This is a genomic window from Kitasatospora sp. NPDC059462, from assembly GCF_042749955.1.
GTDB lineage: Bacteria > Actinomycetota > Actinomycetes > Streptomycetales > Streptomycetaceae > Kitasatospora.
On the sequence record NZ_JBHYUU010000034.1, the window covers coordinates 36,752 to 57,622 of the forward strand.

A 20,871-nucleotide genomic window follows, 5' to 3' on the forward strand; every position below is an offset into this window, starting at 1 on the left:
GACGGCCGGTCCGGGCGCCGGTCAGCGGCGCAGCGCCTCGGCGGGCTGGATCCGGGCCGCCCGCCAGGCCGGGTAGACCCCGGCCAGCAGCCCGGTGAGCAGGCCGATCGCGGGTGCGGCGGCCACCGTCGCCGGATCGACCACCGGGGTCCAGTCCCGGGCCAGCGCCACCCCGAGCACCGTCAGCACTCCGAGCGAGGTGCCGACCAGGCCGCCGATCAGCCCCAGCGAGGCCGATTCGGAGAGGAACTGGCCGGTGATGTGACGGCCGCGGGCGCCCAGCGCCCGGCGCAGGCCGATCTCGCCGGTCCGCTCCAGGACGGCGACCAGGGTGGTGTTGGCGATCCCGACCGCGCCGATCACCAGGCAGATCCCGGCCAGCAGCAGGAACAGCTGGTTGAGGTCGGAGGTGACGTTGGAGCGCAGGGTGCGCGGGTCCGGCGGCGGGATGGGCTTGAAGTACTCCGGGTGCGCCGGGTCCAGGGCGAGCGGGGCCTCGGCGGCGATCTGCCGGGCGGCGCCGATCCTGGTCGAGATGAGCATCTTGGCCCGGTCGCGGTCCGGTTCGCCCCAGAGCCGGGCGGCGGCCCCGCGCGGCACCGTCACCGAGAGCAGCAGGTCCGCCTTGCGCTTCACGTCGTCGACGATCCCGATCACCGTGAACGGCTTGTTCTCCAGGAAGATCGCCGGCTGGGTGTCCAGCGTGGTGATGCCCAGCCGGGACGCCAGCGCCGCGCCGATCACCGCCACCTGCCGGCCGGTGGAGTCGTGCCAGCCGTCGAAGGTCCGGCCCTGCACCAGGTGCGGTTCGGCGGCCGCGAGCACACCGGCCGAGGCGGCCACCACCGAGACCTGCTCCCCGCCGCCCTGGCGGCCCACCGGCGCGGCCCGGACCGCGCCGGAGGCCCGGGACACCGGCCAGTAGACGCCGGCCGCCTCGACCCCGTTCAGCCGCTGGATCCGGGCGTCGGCGTCGGCCGGGAAGGCGAGCGGCACCAGCTCCGGGCGGGCGCCGCCGATGTCCTCGACGCTCACCTCGGTCGCGCTCAGCACGCTGAACCGGGAGTCGATCTGCGAGGAGGTGGTCGCGGTCAGCCCCAGGATGGCCACGAAGGTGCCCACCCCGAGGACGGTGCCCAGACCGGTCAGCGCCGAGCGGGCGGGCCGCTGGAGCACCCCGGCCAGGGCCTCGGCGAGCAGGTCGCGCAACGGGAACCGGGAGGGCTCGACCACCCGGTCGCGGCGGCGGATCGGCCTCACGCCGCGGCCACCTCCTCGCGCAGCAGGCCGTCCCGGATCGCCACCGTGCGCCGCCCGCGGGCGGCCACCTGCGGGTCGTGGGTGATCAGCAGCACCGTCAGCCCCTGGGCGTGCAGTTCGTCCAGCAGGGCCAGGATCGACTCGGCGGTGACGGTGTCCAGGTTGCCGGTGGGCTCGTCGCAGAGCAGCAGCGAGGGCCGGCCGACCAGCGCCCGGGCGATCGCCACCCGCTGCCGCTCGCCGCCGGACAGCCGGGTCGGCAGCGCGTCCAGCCGGTGGCCGAGGCCCACCCGGACCAGCGCCGCCCGGGCGAGTTCGCGCCGCTCGGCGGCGGCGCGCCGGCCCCGGGTGGCGGTGTAGAGCATCGCCAGGGCGACGTTCTCGGCCGCCGAGCGGTGCGGGAGCAGGTGGAAGGACTGGAAGACGAAGCCGATCCGGCGTCCGCGCAGGGCGGTGCGGTCGGCGTCCGGGAGCCGGCCGGTGTCGATGCCGTCCAGCAGGTAGTGGCCGGTGGTGGGGGCGTCGAGCAGACCGGCGATGTTCAGGAAGGTGGACTTCCCGGAGCCGGACGGGCCGATCACGGTCACGTACTCGCCGGGGGCGACCGCGAGGTCGCACGGCCTCAGGGCGGCCACCGGCGGCGGGCCCGGGTAGGTCAGGCCGACCTGGCGGAACTCGATGACGGGGGCGGCGGCGTCGCTCGCCCCGGACACCCCGGACACCCCGGTCACGGCGGTCGGGCCGGCCGGGCCGGTCAGGTCGGTCGGGTCGGTCATTTGGCGCCCGCCCCGGTGGCGTCCTTGACGCCGACGATCACCTGGTCGCCCTCCTTCAGCGTGCCCTCGGTCAGCGGCCGGACCTCGGTGCTGCCGCCGCCGACCGTTCCCGGGGTGACCTCCACCCGGCGGCGCTGGCCGTTCTCGTACACCGTCACCACCGTCCTGCCGTCCGCCGTCGCGGAGACCGCCGACAGCGGGACGACCAGCACCGGGCCGGCCGAGGAGGCGGCCTGCACGGTCAGCCGGACGTCCTGACCGGCCAGCCGCGGGTCCAGCGGGGCGTCCGGCTGGACCACCATCGGATAGCCGTTGGCGGCGGCGCCCTGGGCCGGGCCCGGGTTCTGGCCGCCACCGGGCCCGGCCCCCTGGGCGGCGCCGGCCGGCTGGCCGTCCCCGGGGGTGTCGGCCACCGTGCCGACCTTGCCGGTGGCCTTGAGGCCGGTCACCTCGGAGAGGACCTCCACCACCTGCCCGGGGTGCACCAGGCCCTTGTCGGAGACGGTGAGGCTGCCCTTGACCACCAGCGCCCCGGCCGAGACGGTCAGCACCTTGCCGGAGACCTCGCCGCCGATCCGGCCGGCCACGGTGTCGACCCGGGCCGGGAAGCCGGAGAGGAACAGCAGCTCGGCGGCCGGGACCATCGGCCCGGCGGCGGCCTTCGCGTCCGTCGCCTTCCCGCGCAGCTTGGCGAGGTCCTCGGTGGCCCGGTTCACCTGCTTCTGGGCGGTGTCGACGGCGGTGCGGGCCGCGTCCACCGGGCTCTCCCCGGCCGGGGCCGGTGCCGCGCCGCCGGAAGCGGCGGGGCGGCCGGTGCCGCCCGTCCCGGTGGCCGCTCCGGCGCTCGCTCCGGCGCTCGGCGCCGCACTCGGCGCGGCGCTCTGCTGCGCCTCGGCCTGGGCCTGCGCCTGGGCCTGGGCCTGCTGCCGGGCGGCCGTCACCGCGTCGTCGTAGTGCTTCTTCGCCAGCTTCAGCGCGTCCTTGGCGTCCGCCAGCGCGCGCTCGCCGCCGGTGACGGCCTCCTGGGCGGCGCTCACCTGGGTGTCCCCGTCCGGCGTGGCGGGCAGCGGGTCGTAGCCGCGTGCCGCGTAGAACGCCTTCACCGCGTCCTTGGTGGCGGCGCCGTAGGTGCCCTCCGGGTCGCCGTCCGAGCCGAACCCCAGCTCCTTCAGCGCCTGCCGGAGCTGCTTGACGTCCTGCCCGGTGGCCCCCGGCTTGAGGTCCCGGTACACCGGCAGGTCACCGTGCAGCGCGAACACCGGCCGCCCGGCCACCTCCAGCACCGGCTGTCCGGCCTGCACCTGGTCACCGACCTTGGCCGGCAGTTTGGTGACCACCGGCTTGGCGCCCGTCGTCCCGCCGCCCCCGGCCGGCGCGACGTCCACCGACTGTCCGGCGCTCACCTGCCCGCGGATCACCACGGAGTCCGTCAGCACCCGCCTCTCCACGGCCGCCGTCAGCACGTCCGGCGCCGGCGGCTCGCTGTCCGCCGCCGCCTGGGCGGGCGACTTGATCATCGTCGACGCCGCCACCCCGCCCCCGGTCAGCGCGACCGCCGCGGCCATCACCAGCACCAGCGCCCGCCGGCGCCGTCGGACCCCCCGTCCGCCGCCCACCTCGTCGTCCGCCGCCTCCGGCGTGACGTCCGGCCCCTCGAACTCGGCCACGACCCACCCTCGTTCCAAAAATCGATCCAACTGTCCGACCATGAGGATCCCCTGATGCGCATTCAGGGGCTCCGCCGATTCTCCGGGCTCACCCGGCCACCGCCTGACTCGCCTCCCGCGCGAGGCGCTTCTCGGAGTCGGCGGCCTCCTTCAGCAGCTGGGCGTTCTGCTCGACCAGGCGCTGTTCCAGCTGCGAGCGCACCTGGAACCACACCTCCGCCGGCCGGCTGCCCGCCCGGCACTCGGCGTCCGCCCGGGCGATCGCCAACTCCTGCGCACCGGCGGGGCCGACCACCTTCTCGAACTGCTGCGCCGCCTGGAGCGGGCTCGCGTACGTGTAGCCGCTGGGCCGCATGCACTGCGACCACTGGGCGAGCGCCGCGACCATCCGGGGATCGGCCTCCGTCTGCTCGCCCGCCTGCGTGATCAGGTCGTTCAGCCGCCCCTTGGCCGAGCTCTTGCCCGAGTCGGTCGCCGCCAGCCGGACCGTCACCTCCTTGGCGCACTTGCCCTGGGCGGTCTCCGCCGCCGAGTCGGCGGCGACGGGCTGCCCCGTCTCCGGGGGCTTCGCGTCCCGGCCGTGGGCGGACCCGGCGTAGCCGAAGTCCTTCAGCGCCTGGACGGACGGCCACGCGTACGGGTTCACGCTCGTGCCCTGCGCCTTGTCCCGGGCCAGGATCTGTTCGGCCGTGACCGCCGGCCGTTCGGTGACCTGGTACCCCTGGTCCCGCGCGCACTTCGCGGCGAGCTTGTTCACGGCGTTGGTGAAGACGGCCTGGCTCTCCGCGTCCCCCCGCATCGCCGCCTCCAGCGGCAGCCCCTCGTCCCGCGAGGCCTCGGTGGCCTGCGACCCGGACGGCGCGGCCGCGGGTGCCGCGGGGCCGTCGCCACCGCCGGTGCCGCCGGAGGAGCATCCGGCCAGTGCCAGCACCGCCGCCGCGGCCGGCAGCAGCGCCCACCGGCCGTGTCGGCGCCGGACGCCCCGTCCGCCGTCCGCCGCCGCGTCGTCCGTCGCCGTCGTCGTCGTCGCCGGCCTCACGTCCGGCCCGTCGAAATCGGTCACGCCCCACCCTCGTTCCGGTCATCCGTACCAACTGTCCTTCCAGGAAGACCGGTTGACGGACCATCCGGGTTGTCGCCGATTTTCCGGGATCAGCCGGCCGCCAGGGACCGGGACGCCGTGCGCAGCCGGTCCTCGTTGTCCTTGCGGATCTGGGCGAGGGCCGGGGCGTTCTGCTCGATCAGCAGGCTCTCGTAGGCCGCCTCGACGGCGAACCAGACGCCGACCACATTGGTCTGCTCCTTGCAGGCGACATCGGCCACCGCCGTGGCGCGCTCCACCTCGGTCGGCGTGGGGGAGGCCCAGCGCGGGTCGTCGAGCACCTTGATCGGGTCGGGGTAGTCGTAGCCCCTGGTCCTCATGCAGGCGGACCAGGACCGGAAGACGCCCAGCACCCGCTCGTCGGTCTTGGACTTCTCCCGGGCGCCGGCGTCGATGTCGCGGGCGAGCTGGGCGTCGCCGCCGCCGTTGTTGGCCGGGCCGGCGCCGAGCCGGTCCTTGCTCTCGCCGAGGCAGCCGCCCTTGGGCACCGGCGTGCCGTTGTAGTCCTGTCCGCCCTGGCCGTTCTTGGCGTTCGCGTCGGCGCTGCCGGTCAGCACCAGCCGGGTGGCGTCGGAGAGCGGGGGCGGCGGCGGGGCGGCGGTGGGCCGGTCGCCCTCCGCCCCGTGGTAGCCGTTCGCCCGGGCGCCGGCCGCGGTCATCTCCAGGTACCGGCGGTCGGTGCGGCTGCGCGGCCGGTTCCCGGCGGGGATCTGCGGCGGGGCCTGGTACTGGATGCCGAACCGCGCCATGCAGCGGCTCACCAGCACGGACGCGGCCCGCTCCAGCTGGTCCCGCTGCTCGTAGCTCAGCAGATAGGGGTCGATCGGCAGGGCCCGGTCGGCGGCGGAGGCGATGGTGGGCGGCGCCGAGACCGGCGGGACCCCCTCGACCTGCGTCGACGGGCCCCTGTGCGACTCGGACGTGGTGCTGGTGCAGGCCGTCGCGAGCAGCGCGACGGCACCCGCGAGGGCCAGTCGGACCGCGGGCGCCGGGGCCGGGCGGGAGTGCGTCATGGCGTGGAGGTCTCCGTGGGTCGCGCGAAGGGCCGGGCGGCCGGCGGTGCGCAGGGCCGGCCGCCCGGCCGCCGGTCAGCCGGTGAACTTGGCTCCCGCGTTGTTGTCGTGGGTGACCGTCAGGTCGGCCTCGCCGTACCGGGCGATCCAGTCGACCCGGCCGCTGCCCCCGTTCGCGCTGAACTCGTACACGGTGAAGGCGGAGTCGGGGTTCCAGTTGTCCGCGTAGGCGGCGTGGTTCTTGACGTACACGCCGGCCCCGCCGCTGCCGTGGGTGCTGGGCTGGAAGCGGTAGGTGGTGCCGTAGTTCGTGATGTCGCCGGTCTGCTCGAAGTAGGCGCCGTACCCGTACCCGCTGGAGTTGTAGTACAGGCAGGCGCTGTACAGGTAGCAGTCCCCGTCGAGGGCGGAGGCCTGCGGGGCGGCCGCCACGCCCAGCCCGACGGCGGCGAACAGCGCCACGCCGGCGCCGGTGATTCGCTTGAGGTTCATCGGAGAATTCCTTCGAACTGCCCGCCGGTGTCGCACCGGCGGGACCGCGAAGGAGAGGAGCGCACAGTGCTCCCCCCCAAGAGCTGCCGGAAGGCGGGAGAGCGCCCCGGCGGTCATGAATCTAGGCGGTCGTTCGCGTCATGACCATTGTCCGCGGGGACAGTGGTCATGCGGTGGTAGAGCGCGACCATGGCGAGGCGCAGTCGCGAGTGGACGCCGAGACGGTCCATCAGCGCGGCGACGTGGGCCTTGACGGTGCGTTCGGTGATGCCGAGGTGGTCGGCGACCTGCTGGTTGGAGAGGTCCAGGACCAGGAGGTGGAGCACCTCTTCCTGGCGGTCGCTCAGGCTGCCGATCCGGGACGCCGAGGTGCGCAGGTCGCCCAGGGCGTCATCGACGGCCGTCATGGTTGCGTGCATGTGTTTCCCCCCTCAGTGCCTGCCGCTCCTCGACGACGGGAAGCGGCGGGTGTGACGGGGCCCCGTCGTTCGAAGCTAGCACGGGGCGGGGCGCGGGGGATGATCACCCGTGGTCGCGATGGGGGGACCGTGCGTGAATGTCCGCCTTCGCGAACGTGTGATCCGCGTCACGCGTCTCCGGGCTCAGCTCGGGCGGTTGCGCTCGTAGACCAGGCGCAGGCCGATCAGGGTCAGCCAGGGCTCGTGGACGTCGATCGAGCCCGCCTCGCCGAGGACCAGCGGCGCCAGGCCGCCGGTGGCGATCACCTGCACGTCGTCCGGGTCCTTGGAGAGCTCGCGGGCCATCCGGTCGACCAGGCCGTCGACCTGGCCGGCGAAGCCGTAGAGGATGCCGGACTGCATGCCCTCGACGGTGTTCTTGCCGATCACGTTGCGCGGGCGGGTCAGCTCGATCTTGCGCAGCAGGGCACCGCGGTTGCCGAGCGCCTCGACCGAGATCTCGATGCCGGGGGCGATCGCGCCGCCGACGTAGTCGCCGCGGGCGTTGACCGCGTCGAAGGTGGTGGCGGTGCCGAAGTCGACCACGATGCACGGGCCGCCGTAGAGGTGGTTGGCGGCCAGCGCGTTGACGATGCGGTCGGCGCCGACCTCCTTGGGATTGTCCATCAGGACGTGCACCCCCGTCTTCACCCCCGGCTCCACGATCACCGCGGGGACGTCGCCGTAGTAGCGGCGCGTCACCTCGCGGAACTCGTGGAGCACGGAGGGGACGGAGGAGCAGATCGCCAGGCCCTCGACCTTCGCGTCGGCGATCGCGGTGCGCGACCCCTGCGAGCCCATCAGGCCGTGCAGCAGCACCGCCAGTTCGTCCGCCGTGCGGCGCGGATCCGTGGAGATCCGCCAGGTCTCGACGACCTCTTCACCGCCGAACAGGCCGAGGGTGGTCTGGGTGTTGCCGACGTCGATGGTGAGCAGCATGGGGTGCTTTCTTCGTCGAGGGCCAGCGGACGGACGGGCGGACCGGGTGGAGCGGGTGGAGCGGACGAACGGGCGGAGCGGACGGACGGGTCAGGCGCGCAGGTCCAGGCCGATGTCCAGGATCGGCGAGGAGTGGGTCAGCGCGCCCACCGCCAGGAAGTCGACACCAGTCTGGGCGACCTCGCGCGCGGTGGCCAGGGTGAGTCCCCCGGAGGCCTCCAGCTCGGCCCGGCCGGCCACCAGGGCGACCGCCTCGACCAGCTGCGGCACGGTGAAGTTGTCCAGCAGGATCAGGTCGGCCCCGGCCTCCAGGACCGGCGCGATCTGCTCCAGGGTGTCGACCTCGACCTCGACCGGCAGCTCCGGGTAGGCGGCCCGGACGGCCCGGAACGCCTCGGCGACACCGCCGGCCGCGACCACGTGGTTGTCCTTGACCAGGGCGGCGTCCGACAGCGCCATCCGGTGGTTGGCGCCGCCGCCGCAGCGGACCGCGAACTTCTCCAGCGCGCGCAGGCCCGGGGTGGTCTTGCGGGTGTCGCGGACCACCGCGCCGGTGCCCTCCAGGGCGTCCGTCCAGGCACGGGTGGCGGTGGCGATGCCGGACAGGTGGCAGAGCAGGTTGAGCGCGCTGCGCTCGGCGGTCAGCAGGTCCCGGGTGCGGGAGCGGACCGAGAGCAGCACCTGGCCGGCCTCGACCCGGTCGCCGTCCTGGACGTGCCGCTCGACCTCGAACTCCTCCTCGCAGACCAGCGAGACGACGGCCTCGGCGATCCGCAGGCCGGCCACCACGCCCGCCTGACGGGCGGTGAAGTCGGCGGTGGCGACGGCGTCGGCCGGCACGGTCGCCACCGAGGTGACGTCCTCGCCGCCGGCGAGGTCCTCGGCCAGCGCCAGGGTGGCGATGTCCTCGACCTCGACCGGGTCCAGGCCGGCCTCCTCCAGCAGCTCGGCGAGCTGCGGGTCCAGGCCGGTCTCGTAGCCCTCGCCGTCCCCGCAGGCGCAGCCGTCGCCGCAGCCGCCGGCCAGCGGGAGCTCCTCGTGCTCGTGCTCGTGCAGGTGGGTCACGTCGGTCGCGTCGGTCATGGTGTTACTGCTCCTCGGGGGTGCTGACGGGGCCGCCGGAGGCGGTGAGGGTGGTGATCAGGTGGCGTCGCCAGCGCGCGTCGTCCCGCTCCGGGAAGTCCTCGCGCCAGTGGCAGCCGCGGGTCTCCTCGCGCTGCGCGGCGGCGGTGACCAGGGCGTCGGCGACCAGCAGCAGGTTGGCGGCCTCCCAGGTCTCCACCCGGGGGTCGGCCGGCTTCTGCTCGGCGGCGTCGGTGCGGGCGTCCTCGGCGAGCCGTGCCAGCCCCTGCGCCGTGGCGGCCATCGACGCGGCCGAGCGCAGGACGCCCGCACCGCGCGACATCAGCCGCTGGATCTCGGCCCGCGCCTCGGGCGCGGGCAGCGGCACCGGGCGGGCGGCGCGGGCGGCGGCCACGTCGACGGTGCGCTCGGGCAGGTCGCCGGCCGTGTGCCGGGCGGTCAGGCCGGCGGCGATCCGCTCGGCGAAGACCAGGCCCTCCAGCAGCGAGTTGGAGGCCAGCCGGTTGGCGCCGTGCACCCCGGTGCAGGCGACCTCGCCGCAGGCGTACAGGCCGGGGACGGAGGTGCGGCCGTGGACGTCGGTGCGCACCCCGCCGGAGGCGTAGTGGGCGGCCGGGGCGATCGGGATCGGCTCGGTGACCGGGTCGATGCCGTGCGCCCGGCAGGACGCCAGGATGGTCGGGAAGCGCCGCTCCCACATCTCGGCGCCGAAGTGCCGTCCGTCCAGGTACATGTGGTCGGTGCCGTGCAACTGCATCCGGCGGGTGATCGCCTTGGTGACGATGTCGCGCGGGGCGAGCTCGGCCAGCTCGTGCTGCCCGACCATGAAGCGGACGCCGTCCGCGTCGACCAGGTGGGCGCCCTCGCCGCGGACCGCCTCGGAGATCAGCGGCTGCTGGCCGTGCGCCTCCGGGCCGAGCCAGAGCACGGTGGGGTGGAACTGGACGAACTCCAGGTCGGTGACCCCGGCGCCGGCCCGCAGCGCGAGCGCCACGCCGTCGCCGGTGGAGACCGGGGGGTTGGTGGTGGCCGAGAAGACCTGGCCCATGCCGCCGGTGGCGAGCACCACGGCGCGGGCCCGGACGGCGCCGACGCCGTCGCGCCGGCCCTCGCCCATCACGTGCAGGGTCAGTCCGGCGGCGTGCCCGTCGGCGTCGGTGAGCAGGTCGAGGACGAGGGCGTGCTCGATGAGCTCCACGCCGGGGTCCTGCCGGACGGCGGCGACCAGGGCCCGGGATATCTCGGCGCCGGTGGCGTCCCCGCCGGCGTGCGCGATCCGGTTGCGGTGGTGGCCGCCCTCGCGGGTGAGCAGGATCGTGCCGTCCGCGCCGCGGTCGAAGGCGGCGCCGACCGCGATCAGCCGGCGGACCGCGTCCGGGCCCTCGGTGACCAGGGTGCGGACGGCGTCCTCGTCGCACACCCCGACGCCGGCGACCAGGGTGTCGGCGAGGTGCTGCTCGGGGGTGTCCCCCTCGCCCAGGGCGGCCGAGATGCCGCCCTGGGCCCAGCGGGTGGAGCCGTCGTCCAGCATCGCCTTGGTGACCACCAGGGCCCGCAGGCCGGCCTTGCGGACGTTGAGCGCGACGGTGAGCCCGGCCACGCCGGAGCCGACCACGACGACATCGGTGTCGGTGGTCCAGCCCGGCGCGGGGGCGGTGAGACGGTGCGTGACGGCGGACATGACGGTGACGGCTCCTTAGCGCGCGGCGGCGTCGACGGCGCCGCTGTCGCCACGGTACGCCGCGTCCCCGCGCAGCAGTCCGGTGCCCTCCCCGGCCTCGGCCGGGTCGCCGCCCGTGCCGGTGATCCGGTTGTGTGCGTCGACGAAGACGACCTTGGGGAGGTAGCCCTTGGCCTCGGCGGTGTCCATCTGCCCGTAGGCGATCAGGATGACGAGGTCGCCGGGGTGGACCAGCCGGGCGGCGGCACCGTTGATGCCGATGACGCCGGAGCCGCGCGGGCCGGCGATGGTGTACGTCTCCAGCCGGGCGCCGTTGTTGATGTCGACGATGTGGACCAGCTCGCCGGGGAGCAGGTCGGCGGCGTCGAGCAGGTCCTCGTCCACCGTGACCGAGCCGACGTAGTGCAGGTCGGCCTGGGTCACGGTGGCCCGGTGGATCTTGGACTTGAGCATGGTGCGGAGCATTGCGGGTCACGCCTCCTGTGAGTGCATGCCTGGGGAACTGCCTGCGGACGTACCGGGTGGTACTACCGGACGATGATGCGGACGTTGTCGATCAGGCGGGTCGTGCCCACCTTCGCGGCGACGGCCAGCACCGCCTCGCCCCGGAAGTCGTCCGGCGCTTCGGTGAAGTCGTGCGGATCGATCAGGGCGAGGTAGTCGAGGTCCACGCCCTCGGCGGCGTCCAGCACGGCCGAGGCGGCCTCGCGCACGGCCTTCGGGCCCTGCGCGGCCGCGTCCCGGCCGGCGAACAGCGCGCCGGACAGGGCGAGGGCGCGGGTGCGCTCCTCCGCCGAGAGGTAGCGGTTGCGGGAGGAGAGCGCCAGGCCGTCCTCCTCGCGGAGGGTCGGCACGCCGACCACCTCGACGTCGAAGTCGAGGTCGGCCACCATCCGGCGGACGATCGCCAGCTGCTGGGCGTCCTTCTCGCCGAAGAAGGCGAAGTCCGGGTCGGTGATGTGCAGCAGCTTGGCGACCACCGTCAGCACGCCGTCGAAGTGGCCGGGGCGGGTGGCGCCCTCGTAGCGCTCGCCCATCGGGCCGGCGGCCAGCCGCACCTGGGGCTCGCCGTTCGGGTAGACCTCGTCGACGGACGGCGCGAAGACCACGTCGGCGCCGTTGGCCTCGGCGAGCCGCACGTCCTCGTCCAGGGCGCGCGGGTAGCGCTCCAGGTCCTCGCCGGCGCCGAACTGCAGCGGGTTGACGAAGACGGTGACGGCGACCCGGCCGTCCCGGCCGACCTGCTTGCGGGCGGCGCGGATCAGCGAGGCGTGGCCCTCGTGCAGGGCGCCCATCGTCATCACGACCGCGTTGTCGACCGGCTGCTCGTCCGGCCAGAAGGCCGCCTCGAAGTCGTCGACGGTGTGGGTGACCACGGCCCGGTGGACCTTCGGGGCGCGCTGGGCCTTGCCCGGCTGCTTGCCGCGTGCCATTACTGCTTCTCCTCGTTCAGTACGTCCAGCAGCGCCGCCGCCGACGTCTCGTCGATCGTCCCGTGGGCCAGGGCCCGCTGGGCGGTGGCGCGGGCCATCGCCCGGTAGGCGGCCGGGATGTCCGGGGACACCGTACTGAGCTGCGCCAGGTGGCGCCGCACGGTGCCGGCGTCGCCCCGGGCGACCGGGCCGGTGAGGGCCGCGTCGCCGGAGCGCAGCGAGTTGTCGAGCGCGGCGCCGAGCAGCGGGCCGAGCATCCGGCCGGGCTCGGCGACGCCCGCCCCGCGCAGCAGCTCCATCGCCTGGGCGACCAGGGTGACCAGGTGGTTGGCGCCGTGCGCGAGGGCGGTGTGGTACCGCGGGCGGACGTCCTCCGGCACCCACTCGGGCTCGCCGCCCATCTCCACCACCAGCGCCTCGGCGACCGGGCGCAGTTCCTCGGGGGCGGTCACCCCGAACGGGCAGCCGGCCAGGCGGGCGAGGTCCACGGAGGTGCCGGTGAAGGTCATCGCCGGGTGCAGCGCCAGCGGCAGCGCACCGGCCCGGGTGGCCGGCTCCAGCACGGCCACGCCGTGCGCGCCCGAGGTGTGCACCAGCAGCTGGCCGGGGCGGACGGCGCCGGTCGCGGCGAGGCCGGCGACCAGGTCGGCCAGCGCGTCGTCGGGGACGGTGAGCAGGACGAGGTCGGCGGCGGCCAGCACCTGCGGCGGGGTGACGACCCGCACGCCCGGCAGCAGGGCCTCGGCGCGGCGCCGGGAGGCGGCGGAGACCCCGGAGGCGGCGACCACCTTGTGGCCGGCCAGCTGGAGGGCGGCGCCGAGCGCGGGGCCGACCCGGCCGGTGCCGACCACGCCCACGGCGAGGCGGGCGGGGCGGTTGCCGGGGTCGGCGGGGTCGTCGGGCAGGGCCGGATCGCCGTAGTCGGACTGACTCACGCACCCACCTCTGTCCAGGGCTTTCCGTTCCGGTCCGCTCGACGGGTACCGGACGTACCGGCCCATTCTACGGGGGCCGGGAGCGGGCCCGGGCGGTCCCGAGCGGCGCCCGGGGCGGGCTCAGTCGGTGGCGCCGGCGCGGATCAGGCCCGCCTCGTAGGCCAGGACCACGGCCTGGACGCGGTCGCGCAGGCCCAGCTTGGCCAGGATCCGTCCGACGTGGGTCTTCACGGTGGCCTCGGAGAGCACCAGCCGGGCCGCGATCTCCCCGTTCGACAGGCCCTGCGCGACCAGCAGGAACACCTCGCGCTCGCGCTCGGTGAGCGGGCCGAGGGTGTCCGCGCGGCCGGGGCCGCTCTGCGGGGTGGGCAGCACCTCGGCGAAGCGGTCGATCATGCGGCGGGTGGTGGTCGGCGCGACCACCGCGTCCCCGCCGTGGACGGCGCGGATCGCGGCCACCAGCTCGGTCGGCGGCACGTCCTTGAGCAGGAAGCCGCTGGCGCCGGCCTTGAGCGCGGCGAAGGCGTACTCGTCGAGGTCGAAGGTGGTGAGGATGAGCACATGCGGGGCGCCGGGCAGCGGGCTGCCGTCCTCGGCCAGGCAGATCTGCCGGGTGGCCTGCACGCCGTCCAGCCGCGGCATCCGGACGTCCATCAGGATCACGTCCACCGCGGTGTGCCGGAGCTTCTCCAGGGCCTGGGCGCCGTCCCCGGCCTCGGCGGCGATCTCGATGTCACCCTGCGACTGCAGGATCATCCGGAATCCGGTACGCAGCAGCTCCTGGTCGTCGACCAGCATCACGCGGATGGTCAAGGGTGGCTCCTAGCTCCTCGGGGGGAACGGCGGGGGTGCTGCGGGGTGCGACAGGGGGCGGAGCGGGCCGGCGGGGGGCCCGGGGCCGCGGTCAGTGGGCGGCCTTCAGCGGCAGCACGGCGCGGATCCGGAAGCCGCCGCCGGGCCGTGGCCCGACGTCGAGGCTGCCGCTGACCATGCCGACCCGCTCGCGCATGCCGATCAGGCCGTGGCCCTGGCCGTCGGTGCCGCCGGCGGCCAGCTGTTCGTCGGTGCTGCCGCGCCCGTCGTCCTCGACCAGCACGGCCAGCTCGCGCTCGCCGAAGTCGACCGCGACCCGGGCGTGCACATCGGGTCCGCCGTGCTTGCGGACGTTGGTCAGCGCCTCCTGGACGATCCGGTAGACCGTCAGCTCGACGCCGCGCGGCAGTTCGCGCGGGTCGCCCGAGGTCGCGAAGTCCACCTGGAGACCGGCCGTGCGGACCTGGTCCAGCAGCTCCGGCAGCTCCTCGACGCCCGGCTGCGGCACGTACTCCTCGCCCTTGGTGTCGGCGGTGCGCAGCACGCCGAGCAGCCGGCGCATCTCGACCAGCGCCTGCCGGCCGGTGGAGGCGATGGTGCCCAGCGCCTCCTTCGCCTGCTGGGGCGAGTTGTCCAGCACGTACGCGGCGCCGTCGGCCTGGACGATCATCACCGAGACGTTGTGCGCGACCACGTCGTGCAGTTCGCGGGCGATCCGGGCCCGCTCGGCGGCGACCGCCACCTTGGCCTGGGCGTCGCGCTCGCGCTCCAGCCGGGCCGCCCGGTCCTCCAGCTCCACCAGGTAGGCCCGGCGGACCCGGGTCAGCCGCCCCCACGCCCAGCAGAGGATGAACGGGGTGGTCATCATGCCCGCGAAGAACAGCGCCTCGGGGAGGGAGTACTCGACGTAGCTGATGTCGCCGTCGGGCAGCCGGGTGGCCTTCTGCGGGTGGAGCCGCCAGAACACCAGCGGTCCGGCCAGCAGCCCGGCGGCCAGGGCCACCCGGGACGTCCACGGCCGGCCGAAGGCGGCGCCCGTGTAGGCGAACACCAGATAGGCGATGCTGGAGATCGCCGGGTTGACGTCGAGGGCCACCTGGCCGAGGCCGACCAGGGTCGCGGCGGTCACCGTCAGGTCGGGGAAGCGGCGGCGGAAGACCATCAGCAGCGGCAGCACGACGGCGACGACGAAGCCGGCGACGGCCCGCCAGCCGTAGTTGCCGCTCCCCTCCTCCGGCAGGATGCCGAGGACGAGCACCAGCGCGGCCCAGGCGGAGTCGACCACCATGGGGTGTCGGCGGAGCCACGCGTTGAGTCGATGCACGGATCAAGCGTAGGCAGGTGCGGCGTGTTCCCAGGTCCGCCGGGAGGGCGATCCGCCCTACTCCCTAGGTCGGAGAGGGGGGCGTACCGATGCCGTACGGATTGGGCGGGTACGGACCGGGTGTGTAGCGTCCCGCCCCATGACCTGGATGCGGTGGGCGCCCGCGACGGAGCGCGCCCTCTACGGACCCGACACCGGCTTCTACCGCAGGCCGGAGGGCCCCGCCGGGCACTTCCGCACCTCGGTGCACGCCTCACCGCTGTTCGCCGGGGCGGTGGCCCGGCTGCTCCTTGAGGTGGACGCGGCACTCGGCCGTCCGGAGGAGCTGGCGTTCGTGGACGTCGGGGCCGGGCGGGGCGAGCTGGTCGCCGGGGTGCTGGCCCGGCTGCCGGAGGCGGTGGGGGAGCGGCTGCGGGTGTACGCGGTGGAGCTCGCCGACCGTCCGCCGCTGCCGCCCGCCGCTCCGTCCACAGGGCTGTGGACGGAGCGGCGGTGGGACGCGGTGGTGTGGACGGACGCGGTGCCGCGCGGCGTCACCGGGCTGCTGTTCGCCAACGAGTGGCTGGACAACGTGCCGCTGGACACCGGCGAGGTCGGCGAGGACGGGCTGCTGCGCTACCTGGAGGTGGACACCGCGACCGGCGAGGAGCGGCTCGGCGCCCCGGTCGACGCCGCCGACGCGGCCTGGGCCGCGCGCTGGTGGCCGGCCGAACGCCCCGGGGACTTCACCGAGTTCGGCGCCCCCCGGGACGCCGCCTGGGCGCACGCGGTGGCCGGGCTGGAGCGCGGGCTCGCCGTCGCCGCCGACTACGGGCACACCGCCGCCCGCCGCCCGCCGTTCCCCACCCGCACCGGCTTCCGGTCCGGCCGCGAGGTGGCTCCGGTGCCCGACGGCTCCTGCGACGTCACCGCGCACGTCGCGCTGGACGCCGTCGCCGTCCCCGGTCTCCACAGCCTGTGGACGACGCAGCGGGAGGCGCTGCGGGCGCTCGGCGTCAGCGGCGCCAGGCCGGCGCTCGCCCTCGCCTCCACCGACCCGGCCGGCTACCTGCGGGCCCTCGGGGGCGCCGGCGAGGGGGCGGAGCTCACCGACCCGGCCGGTCTCGGCGCGTTCGGCTGGCTCGCGCAGACCGTCCGGATGCCGGTACCGGCGAGCCTGGAGGCGCTGCCGGGATGGCAGACTCTCACCCCATGAGGGAGACCACGGTCGGCATCGGGGCGGGAGCCGAGAACTTCACGGGCGAGGCGGGCGCCACCGACATGGTGCTCAACATCGGCCCGCAGCACCCCGCCACCCACGGCGTGCTGCGGCTGCGGCTGGTGCTGGACGGCGAGCGCATCGTCGCCGCCGAGCCGGTGATCGGCTACATGCACCGGGGCGCCGAGAAGCTCTTCGAGGCCCGGGACTACCGGCAGATCATCATGCTGGCCAACCGGCACGACTGGCTGTCGGCCTTCTCCAACGAGCTGGGCGTGGTGCTCGGCGTCGAGCGGATGCTCGGTATGGAGGTGCCGGAGCGCGCGGTGTGGATCCGCACCCTGCTGGCCGAGCTGAACCGCGTCCTCAACCACCTGATGTTCCTCGGCTCCTACCCGCTGGAGCTGGGCGGGATCACCCCGATCTTCCACGCCTTCACCGGCCGCGAGGACCTCCAGCACGTGCTGGAGGAGGCCTCCGGCGGCCGGATGCACTACATGTTCAACCGGGTCGGCGGCCTGAAGGAGGACCTCCCGGCCGGCTGGCTCGGCCGGGTCCGCGCCGCCGTCGCCGTGGTCCGCTCCCAGCTGCCGGTCTTCGAGGAACTGGTGCTGGGCAACGAGATCTTCCGCGCCCGCACGGCCGGGGTCGGCGTGCTCACGAAGGCGCAGGCCCAGGCGTACGGCGTCAGCGGCCCGATCGCCCGGGCCAGCGGCCTGGACTTCGACCTGCGCCGCGACGAGCCCTACCTCGCGTACGGCTCCGAGGAGCTGCGGCGGGTGCTCACCGTGGTCACCCGCGAGGAGGGCGACTGCCTGGCCCGCTTCGAGTGCCTGCTGGAGCAGACGGTCAACGCGCTGGACCTCGCCGACGCCTGCCTGGACAAGCTGGCCGGGCTCGCCCCCGGGCCGGTCAACCTGCGGCTGCCCAAGGTGCTCAAGGCCCCCGAGGGCAGCACCTACGCCTGGACGGAGAACCCGCTCGGCGTCAACGGCTACTACCTGGTGTCGCGCGGCGACAAGACGCCGTGGCGGCTCAAGCTGCGCTCGGCGTCGTTCAACAACATCCAGGCGCTCACCGAGCTGCTGCCGGGGACGCTGGTCGCCGACATGGTGGCGATCCTGGGCTCGATGTTCTTCGTCGTCGGCGACATCGACAAGTGAGGACGGACGAGGGGGCGGGCGGGTAGCCGCCCGCCCCCTCGGCGCTACGCGTTCTTCGGCGTCCTGGGCTTCTTCGCCGGGTCGGCCGGGTGCGGGGCCACCTTCCGGTCGCCCTTGGTGGCGATCCGCTCCTCGCAGAGCCCGGCCAGCACCCGGTACGCGGCCGGGCCCATCAGCTCGGTGAGCTCCGGGCGGTAGCTGACGTAGACCGGGTCGGCGCCCTGGTGGGCGTCCGGGCTGCCGGTGCACCACCAGTGCAGGTCGTGGCCGCCGGGGCCCCAGCCGCGCCGGTCGTACTCGCCGATGGTGACCTGGAGGTAGCGGGTGTCGTCCGGGCGGTCGATCCAGTCGTAGGTGCGGCGCACCGGCAGCTGCCAGCAGACGTCCGGCTTGGTCTCCAGCGGCTCGCGGCCCTCCTTGAGCGCGAGCGCGTGCAGGGCGCAGCCCGCGCCGCCGGCGAAGCCGGGGCTGTTCACGAAGATGCAGGCGCCGTTGACCCGCCGGGTCTGGCGGTCGCCGTCCTCGTCGAACATCGTGATGCCGCCGTCGGTCCTGATCCGGCCCTTGGCGTCGGTGCCGTGCGCGTGGTTCTCCCACAGCTCGGGGGTCAGCCGGGCCGCGTGGCCGGTGACGCGCTTCTCGTCGTCCTCGTCCGAGTAGTGCGCGCCCAGCGTGCAGCAGCCGTCGGACTCGCCCCGGCCCTCGCGGATGCCCTGGCAGCCCTGGCCGAAGATGCACGACCAGCGGGAGGTCAGCCAGGTCAGGTCGCAGCGGAAGACCTGCTCCCCGTCGTCCGGGTCGGTGAACTCGACCCAGGCACGCGGGAAGTCGAGCGGCACCTCGGGGCGGAGCTCGGAGCGGAGGACCGGCATCGCGAGGTCGACGGCGGCCGGGGTGCCGGCCTTCCGCTTGGCCTTCTTGCCCTGGGAGGTGCTGCTGCTGTGCTGGGACGTGTCTGCTGCTGCCACTCGGCAAGGGTAGAGCCTTCGCGCGGTGGCGGACCGATCGTGGCCACCGGGTCCACGAGGAGTTCACCGCCCGGCGCCCGGCCGCGGTGGGTGCGGGGCCGCGGTGAAGGCGGGGTGAAGGGCCCGTCGGCGCACGCCGGGCGGGGCCGCGGGCGGCCCTAGGATGGCTGCCGGTCCAGCACACGGGGAGGTCCGCGATGGCCGGTGGCAGCAGCGAGTTCGTCATCAAGCCGTGGGAACTGCACGGCGAGGGGCGGGAGTTCGAGCGGATCTCGGCGGACTTCGGGAAGGCCGCCACCGCCCTGGAGCAGGGGCTCGCCGCCCTGGGCAGCCCGTGGGGCGCGGACGCCCCGGGCAGCGGGTTCGCCGCCGCGTACCGGGAGGCGCACGGCGCTCTGGTGGGCGGGCTGCGCGGGCTGGCCGGGCGGCTCGGGACGGTCGGCACGGGTCTGCACGGCATGGCCGAGCGGACCGCCGACGCCGACACCTCGGCGGCGAGCGGCTTCGCCGGCGGTGCGCCGGGCGGGCGCGGCACCGGCAAGGACCGGTCGGCCTGACGCCGGTGGTGGACGCGCGCACCGTTCGGGGCCCGGCGCGCGTCCTTCCCCCGGGGCGGTGCGCCGCCCGGTAGCGCAGGGCCTGTCCGTCGAAGGGGGAGACACGTGTCCCGGAAACTGCCCGAGGAACTCGTCCCGGTGCTGGTCCGGACCGGCCACCGGTGGCCGCTGGCCGACGAGGAGGGGCTGCGCAGGGCGGCGGGCCTCTGGCGCGAGTTCGGCACCGAGGCGGACCGGCTGGCCGGGCGCGGCGGCGACGCCGTGCGGCGCGTCACCGGGGACAACTCGGGCCGCGCCGTCGAGGCCTTCGCCACCTACTGGCAGGCGTTCCGCGGCGGCGGCAAGGGGCACCTGGACGACGCGCACGCCGCCGCCGGGCTGGTCGCCGGCGCCTTCGACGCGGCCGCCCGCGCCGTCGACTCCGCCAAGGCCGACATCGTCGCCGCCCTCAACGAGCTGGCCGCCGAACTGGAGCAGGCCGAGGAGGCGGTGGCCCGGGCCCGGGCCGCGGCGGCGTCCCGGGCGACGCCGGTGCCGGGGCCGGTGCCGGGCGGCGTGTTCGACGCGGTGCGGCAGAGCGTCGACGCGGTCGCCGAACGGACGGCGCGGGCGGTGGCGGCCGCCGCCGTCGAGGCCGCCGGGCTGAGGATCGGCGGACTGCTCGACGAACTCGGCCGGGCGATGAAGGACGGCCTGGGCACCGCGCTGCGGGAGCCGGCCGTGGTCGCGCTGCTGCGGCTGGCGCCGCCCGGCGCCGACGGTGTGCGGGCGGCCGGGTACCCGGGCGGCGCCGCCGGGGCCTTCGACCCGGTGGCCGCCGGGCTGCCCGCCGTGCTCGGCGAGCCGGGGGTGCTCGGCGGCCCCGGCGGGACGGGGCTGACCGTGGTGCCGGGGCAGGACGGCCGGCCGGTGGTGGGCGTGCCCGGGCTGGCCGTGAAGCTGGACGAGGCCGGGCGGCCGGTGCTGGACGAGCACGGTGAGCCGGTCATCGTGCGGGCCGACGGCACTCCGGTGGCGGACGCCGGGGGGCTGGTCGTCGTGCCCGGGGCGGACGGCCGGCCGGTGGTCGGGGTGGAGAACCTGGCCGTGAAGCTGGACGAGCACGGGCAGCCGGTGCTGGGCAGGGACGGGCAGCCGGTGCTGACCGGCCAGGACGGCCGGGAGATCACCGGGGTGCCGCTGGCGGGCTCGCCGTCGGGACCGCTCCCCGGGCCGCCGCCCGGACCGGGGGAGGGGGACGGGCGGCACGGCCACGGCGCCGGCGGTGGTGACGGCGCCGGCGGTGCGCAGGACGACGGGGCGGACGGCGAGGGCCACGGCCACGGGCGCGGGGCCGGCGGGGGCGGGCCGGTGACGGCGGTGGCGGCCGGAGTGGACGCGGTGCTCGGGGCCGGGGCCCCGGGGGCGTCCGGCGGCGGTCCGGGCGACGAGGACGGCGTGACCGCTCCCGGTCCGGGCGGGCACGGGCCCCGGCCGGGGCCGGAGGGCTTCGCGGACGCCCCGGCGGGTGGGTCCGGGGGTTCCTCCGGTGGCGGTGGTGGCGGTGGTGGCGGCGGGGACAGGGCTCCGGCCGGGCCCGGGCCGACCCCCGTCCACCACGCCGACGGGGGCGGGGGCGGGGGAGCGGGCGGCGGCGGTTCGACCGGCTCGCCCGGGCACCCCCGCGCGGCCGACGGCGACTACCTGCTGCCGCCGGCCGCCGCGCCCGCGCCCTCGCCCGCGCCGGGTCCGTCGCCCGGCGGGGGCGGTGGTGGGGGGTACGCCGCGGGTCCGGTGACCGTGCGGACCGACTCGGTGCTCGCGCCACCCGCGCCCCCGCCCGTCACCGGCCACGACCTCGCGGCCCCGGCCCCGGCGCCCGCCACCGCCCCCGGGCCGGCTCCGGCGGCGGGCGGCTGGACGCCCGCGCCGCACGTCACCGCCCACCCCGGCTCCTACGCCGCGCCGTTCACGGCGCCGCCGGGCGCCGGTGGCGGCGGCCCGGTCGGGCCCGGACCGCTGGCCGTGGG

At 75.6% G+C, this 20,871-nt stretch carries 19 protein-coding genes and 1 pseudogene; 4 read left to right on the forward strand and 16 right to left on the reverse strand.

The window, feature by feature from the left end; all coding sequences use genetic code 11:
• Positions 1 to 21: 21 nt before the first annotated feature.
• From ACFXAM_RS12345 to ACFXAM_RS12415, 15 genes are all read right to left on the reverse strand, one after another.
• Positions 22 to 1,260, reverse strand: coding sequence for an ABC transporter permease (locus ACFXAM_RS12345; RefSeq protein ID WP_380290174.1), 1,239 nt, complete (start codon positions 1,258 to 1,260; stop codon positions 22 to 24).
• Complete coding sequence (locus ACFXAM_RS12350) at positions 1,257 to 2,036, reverse strand: ABC transporter ATP-binding protein (RefSeq protein ID WP_380290176.1); 780 nt, start codon at positions 2,034 to 2,036, stop codon at positions 1,257 to 1,259. The genes ACFXAM_RS12345 and ACFXAM_RS12350 overlap by 4 nt, the downstream gene beginning before the upstream one ends.
• Positions 2,033 to 3,703: a peptidoglycan-binding protein gene (locus ACFXAM_RS12355; RefSeq protein ID WP_380290178.1), complete on the reverse strand. Its 1,671-nt coding sequence runs from the start codon at positions 3,701 to 3,703 to the stop codon at positions 2,033 to 2,035. Before ACFXAM_RS12355 ends, ACFXAM_RS12350 begins: the two co-directional genes overlap by 4 nt.
• A gap of 88 nt (positions 3,704 to 3,791) precedes the next feature.
• Positions 3,792 to 4,766 (reverse strand): hypothetical protein, encoded by a 975-nt coding sequence (locus ACFXAM_RS12360; RefSeq protein ID WP_380290180.1) that lies wholly within the window; start codon positions 4,764 to 4,766, stop codon positions 3,792 to 3,794.
• Positions 4,767 to 4,855: 89 nt separating this feature from the next.
• On the reverse strand, positions 4,856 to 5,818 hold the full coding sequence (locus ACFXAM_RS12365; protein ID WP_380290182.1) for a hypothetical protein: 963 nt from the start codon (positions 5,816 to 5,818) through the stop codon (positions 4,856 to 4,858).
• A gap of 75 nt (positions 5,819 to 5,893) precedes the next feature.
• Positions 5,894 to 6,310: a hypothetical protein gene (locus ACFXAM_RS12370; protein WP_380290184.1), complete on the reverse strand. Its 417-nt coding sequence runs from the start codon at positions 6,308 to 6,310 to the stop codon at positions 5,894 to 5,896.
• Between the two features lie 113 nt (positions 6,311 to 6,423).
• Positions 6,424 to 6,717: a LuxR C-terminal-related transcriptional regulator gene (locus ACFXAM_RS12375; protein WP_380290186.1), complete on the reverse strand. Its 294-nt coding sequence runs from the start codon at positions 6,715 to 6,717 to the stop codon at positions 6,424 to 6,426.
• A 195-nt stretch (positions 6,718 to 6,912) separates the two neighbouring features.
• Positions 6,913 to 7,707, reverse strand: a complete 795-nt coding sequence (locus tag ACFXAM_RS12380) for a type III pantothenate kinase (RefSeq protein WP_350564455.1) — start codon at positions 7,705 to 7,707, stop codon at positions 6,913 to 6,915.
• A 90-nt stretch (positions 7,708 to 7,797) separates the two neighbouring features.
• Positions 7,798 to 8,790, reverse strand: a complete 993-nt coding sequence (nadC, locus tag ACFXAM_RS12385; RefSeq protein ID WP_380290188.1) for a carboxylating nicotinate-nucleotide diphosphorylase — start codon at positions 8,788 to 8,790, stop codon at positions 7,798 to 7,800.
• A gap of 4 nt (positions 8,791 to 8,794) precedes the next feature.
• Positions 8,795 to 10,471, reverse strand: a complete 1,677-nt coding sequence (locus tag ACFXAM_RS12390) for an L-aspartate oxidase (RefSeq protein WP_380290190.1) — start codon at positions 10,469 to 10,471, stop codon at positions 8,795 to 8,797.
• Positions 10,472 to 10,486: 15 nt separating this feature from the next.
• Positions 10,487 to 10,936, reverse strand: coding sequence for an aspartate 1-decarboxylase (panD, locus tag ACFXAM_RS12395; protein WP_380290192.1), 450 nt, complete (start codon positions 10,934 to 10,936; stop codon positions 10,487 to 10,489).
• A 62-nt stretch (positions 10,937 to 10,998) separates the two neighbouring features.
• Complete coding sequence (gene panC, locus ACFXAM_RS12400) at positions 10,999 to 11,904, reverse strand: pantoate--beta-alanine ligase (RefSeq protein ID WP_380290194.1); 906 nt, start codon at positions 11,902 to 11,904, stop codon at positions 10,999 to 11,001.
• The gene (locus ACFXAM_RS12405) at positions 11,904 to 12,839 is read right to left on the reverse strand and encodes a Rossmann-like and DUF2520 domain-containing protein (RefSeq protein ID WP_380290196.1); all 936 of its coding nucleotides are present in this window, start codon (positions 12,837 to 12,839) and stop codon (positions 11,904 to 11,906) included. Before ACFXAM_RS12405 ends, panC begins: the two co-directional genes overlap by 1 nt.
• A 120-nt stretch (positions 12,840 to 12,959) precedes the next feature.
• Positions 12,960 to 13,652, reverse strand: a complete 693-nt coding sequence (locus ACFXAM_RS12410; RefSeq protein ID WP_380290198.1) for a response regulator — start codon at positions 13,650 to 13,652, stop codon at positions 12,960 to 12,962.
• 91 nt (positions 13,653 to 13,743) lie between these two features.
• Positions 13,744 to 14,940: a sensor histidine kinase gene (locus ACFXAM_RS12415; RefSeq protein ID WP_380290209.1), complete on the reverse strand. Its 1,197-nt coding sequence runs from the start codon at positions 14,938 to 14,940 to the stop codon at positions 13,744 to 13,746.
• Positions 14,941 to 15,115: 175 nt separating this feature from the next.
• On the opposite strand from ACFXAM_RS12415, the gene ACFXAM_RS12420 reads away from it, so the two are divergent.
• Both ACFXAM_RS12420 and ACFXAM_RS12425 read left to right on the forward strand, forming a co-directional pair.
• Positions 15,116 to 16,171, forward strand: coding sequence for an SAM-dependent methyltransferase (locus tag ACFXAM_RS12420; RefSeq protein ID WP_380290200.1), 1,056 nt, complete (start codon positions 15,116 to 15,118; stop codon positions 16,169 to 16,171).
• Positions 16,168 to 17,337 (forward strand): NADH-quinone oxidoreductase subunit D, encoded by a 1,170-nt coding sequence (locus tag ACFXAM_RS12425; protein ID WP_380290202.1) that lies wholly within the window; start codon positions 16,168 to 16,170, stop codon positions 17,335 to 17,337. Before ACFXAM_RS12420 ends, ACFXAM_RS12425 begins: the two co-directional genes overlap by 4 nt.
• 44 nt (positions 17,338 to 17,381) lie before the next feature.
• On the opposite strand, the gene ACFXAM_RS12430 is transcribed toward ACFXAM_RS12425, so the two are convergent.
• On the reverse strand, positions 17,382 to 18,209 hold the full coding sequence (locus tag ACFXAM_RS12430) for a hypothetical protein (protein WP_380290211.1): 828 nt from the start codon (positions 18,207 to 18,209) through the stop codon (positions 17,382 to 17,384).
• 293 nt (positions 18,210 to 18,502) lie between these two features.
• On the opposite strand from ACFXAM_RS12430, the gene ACFXAM_RS12435 reads away from it, so the two are divergent.
• Positions 18,503 to 18,862: a hypothetical protein gene (locus tag ACFXAM_RS12435; protein WP_380290204.1), complete on the forward strand. Its 360-nt coding sequence runs from the start codon at positions 18,503 to 18,505 to the stop codon at positions 18,860 to 18,862.
• A gap of 105 nt (positions 18,863 to 18,967) precedes the next feature.
• Positions 18,968 to 20,871 (forward strand): annotated as a pseudogene (locus ACFXAM_RS12440) (hypothetical protein); the annotation flags it as partial.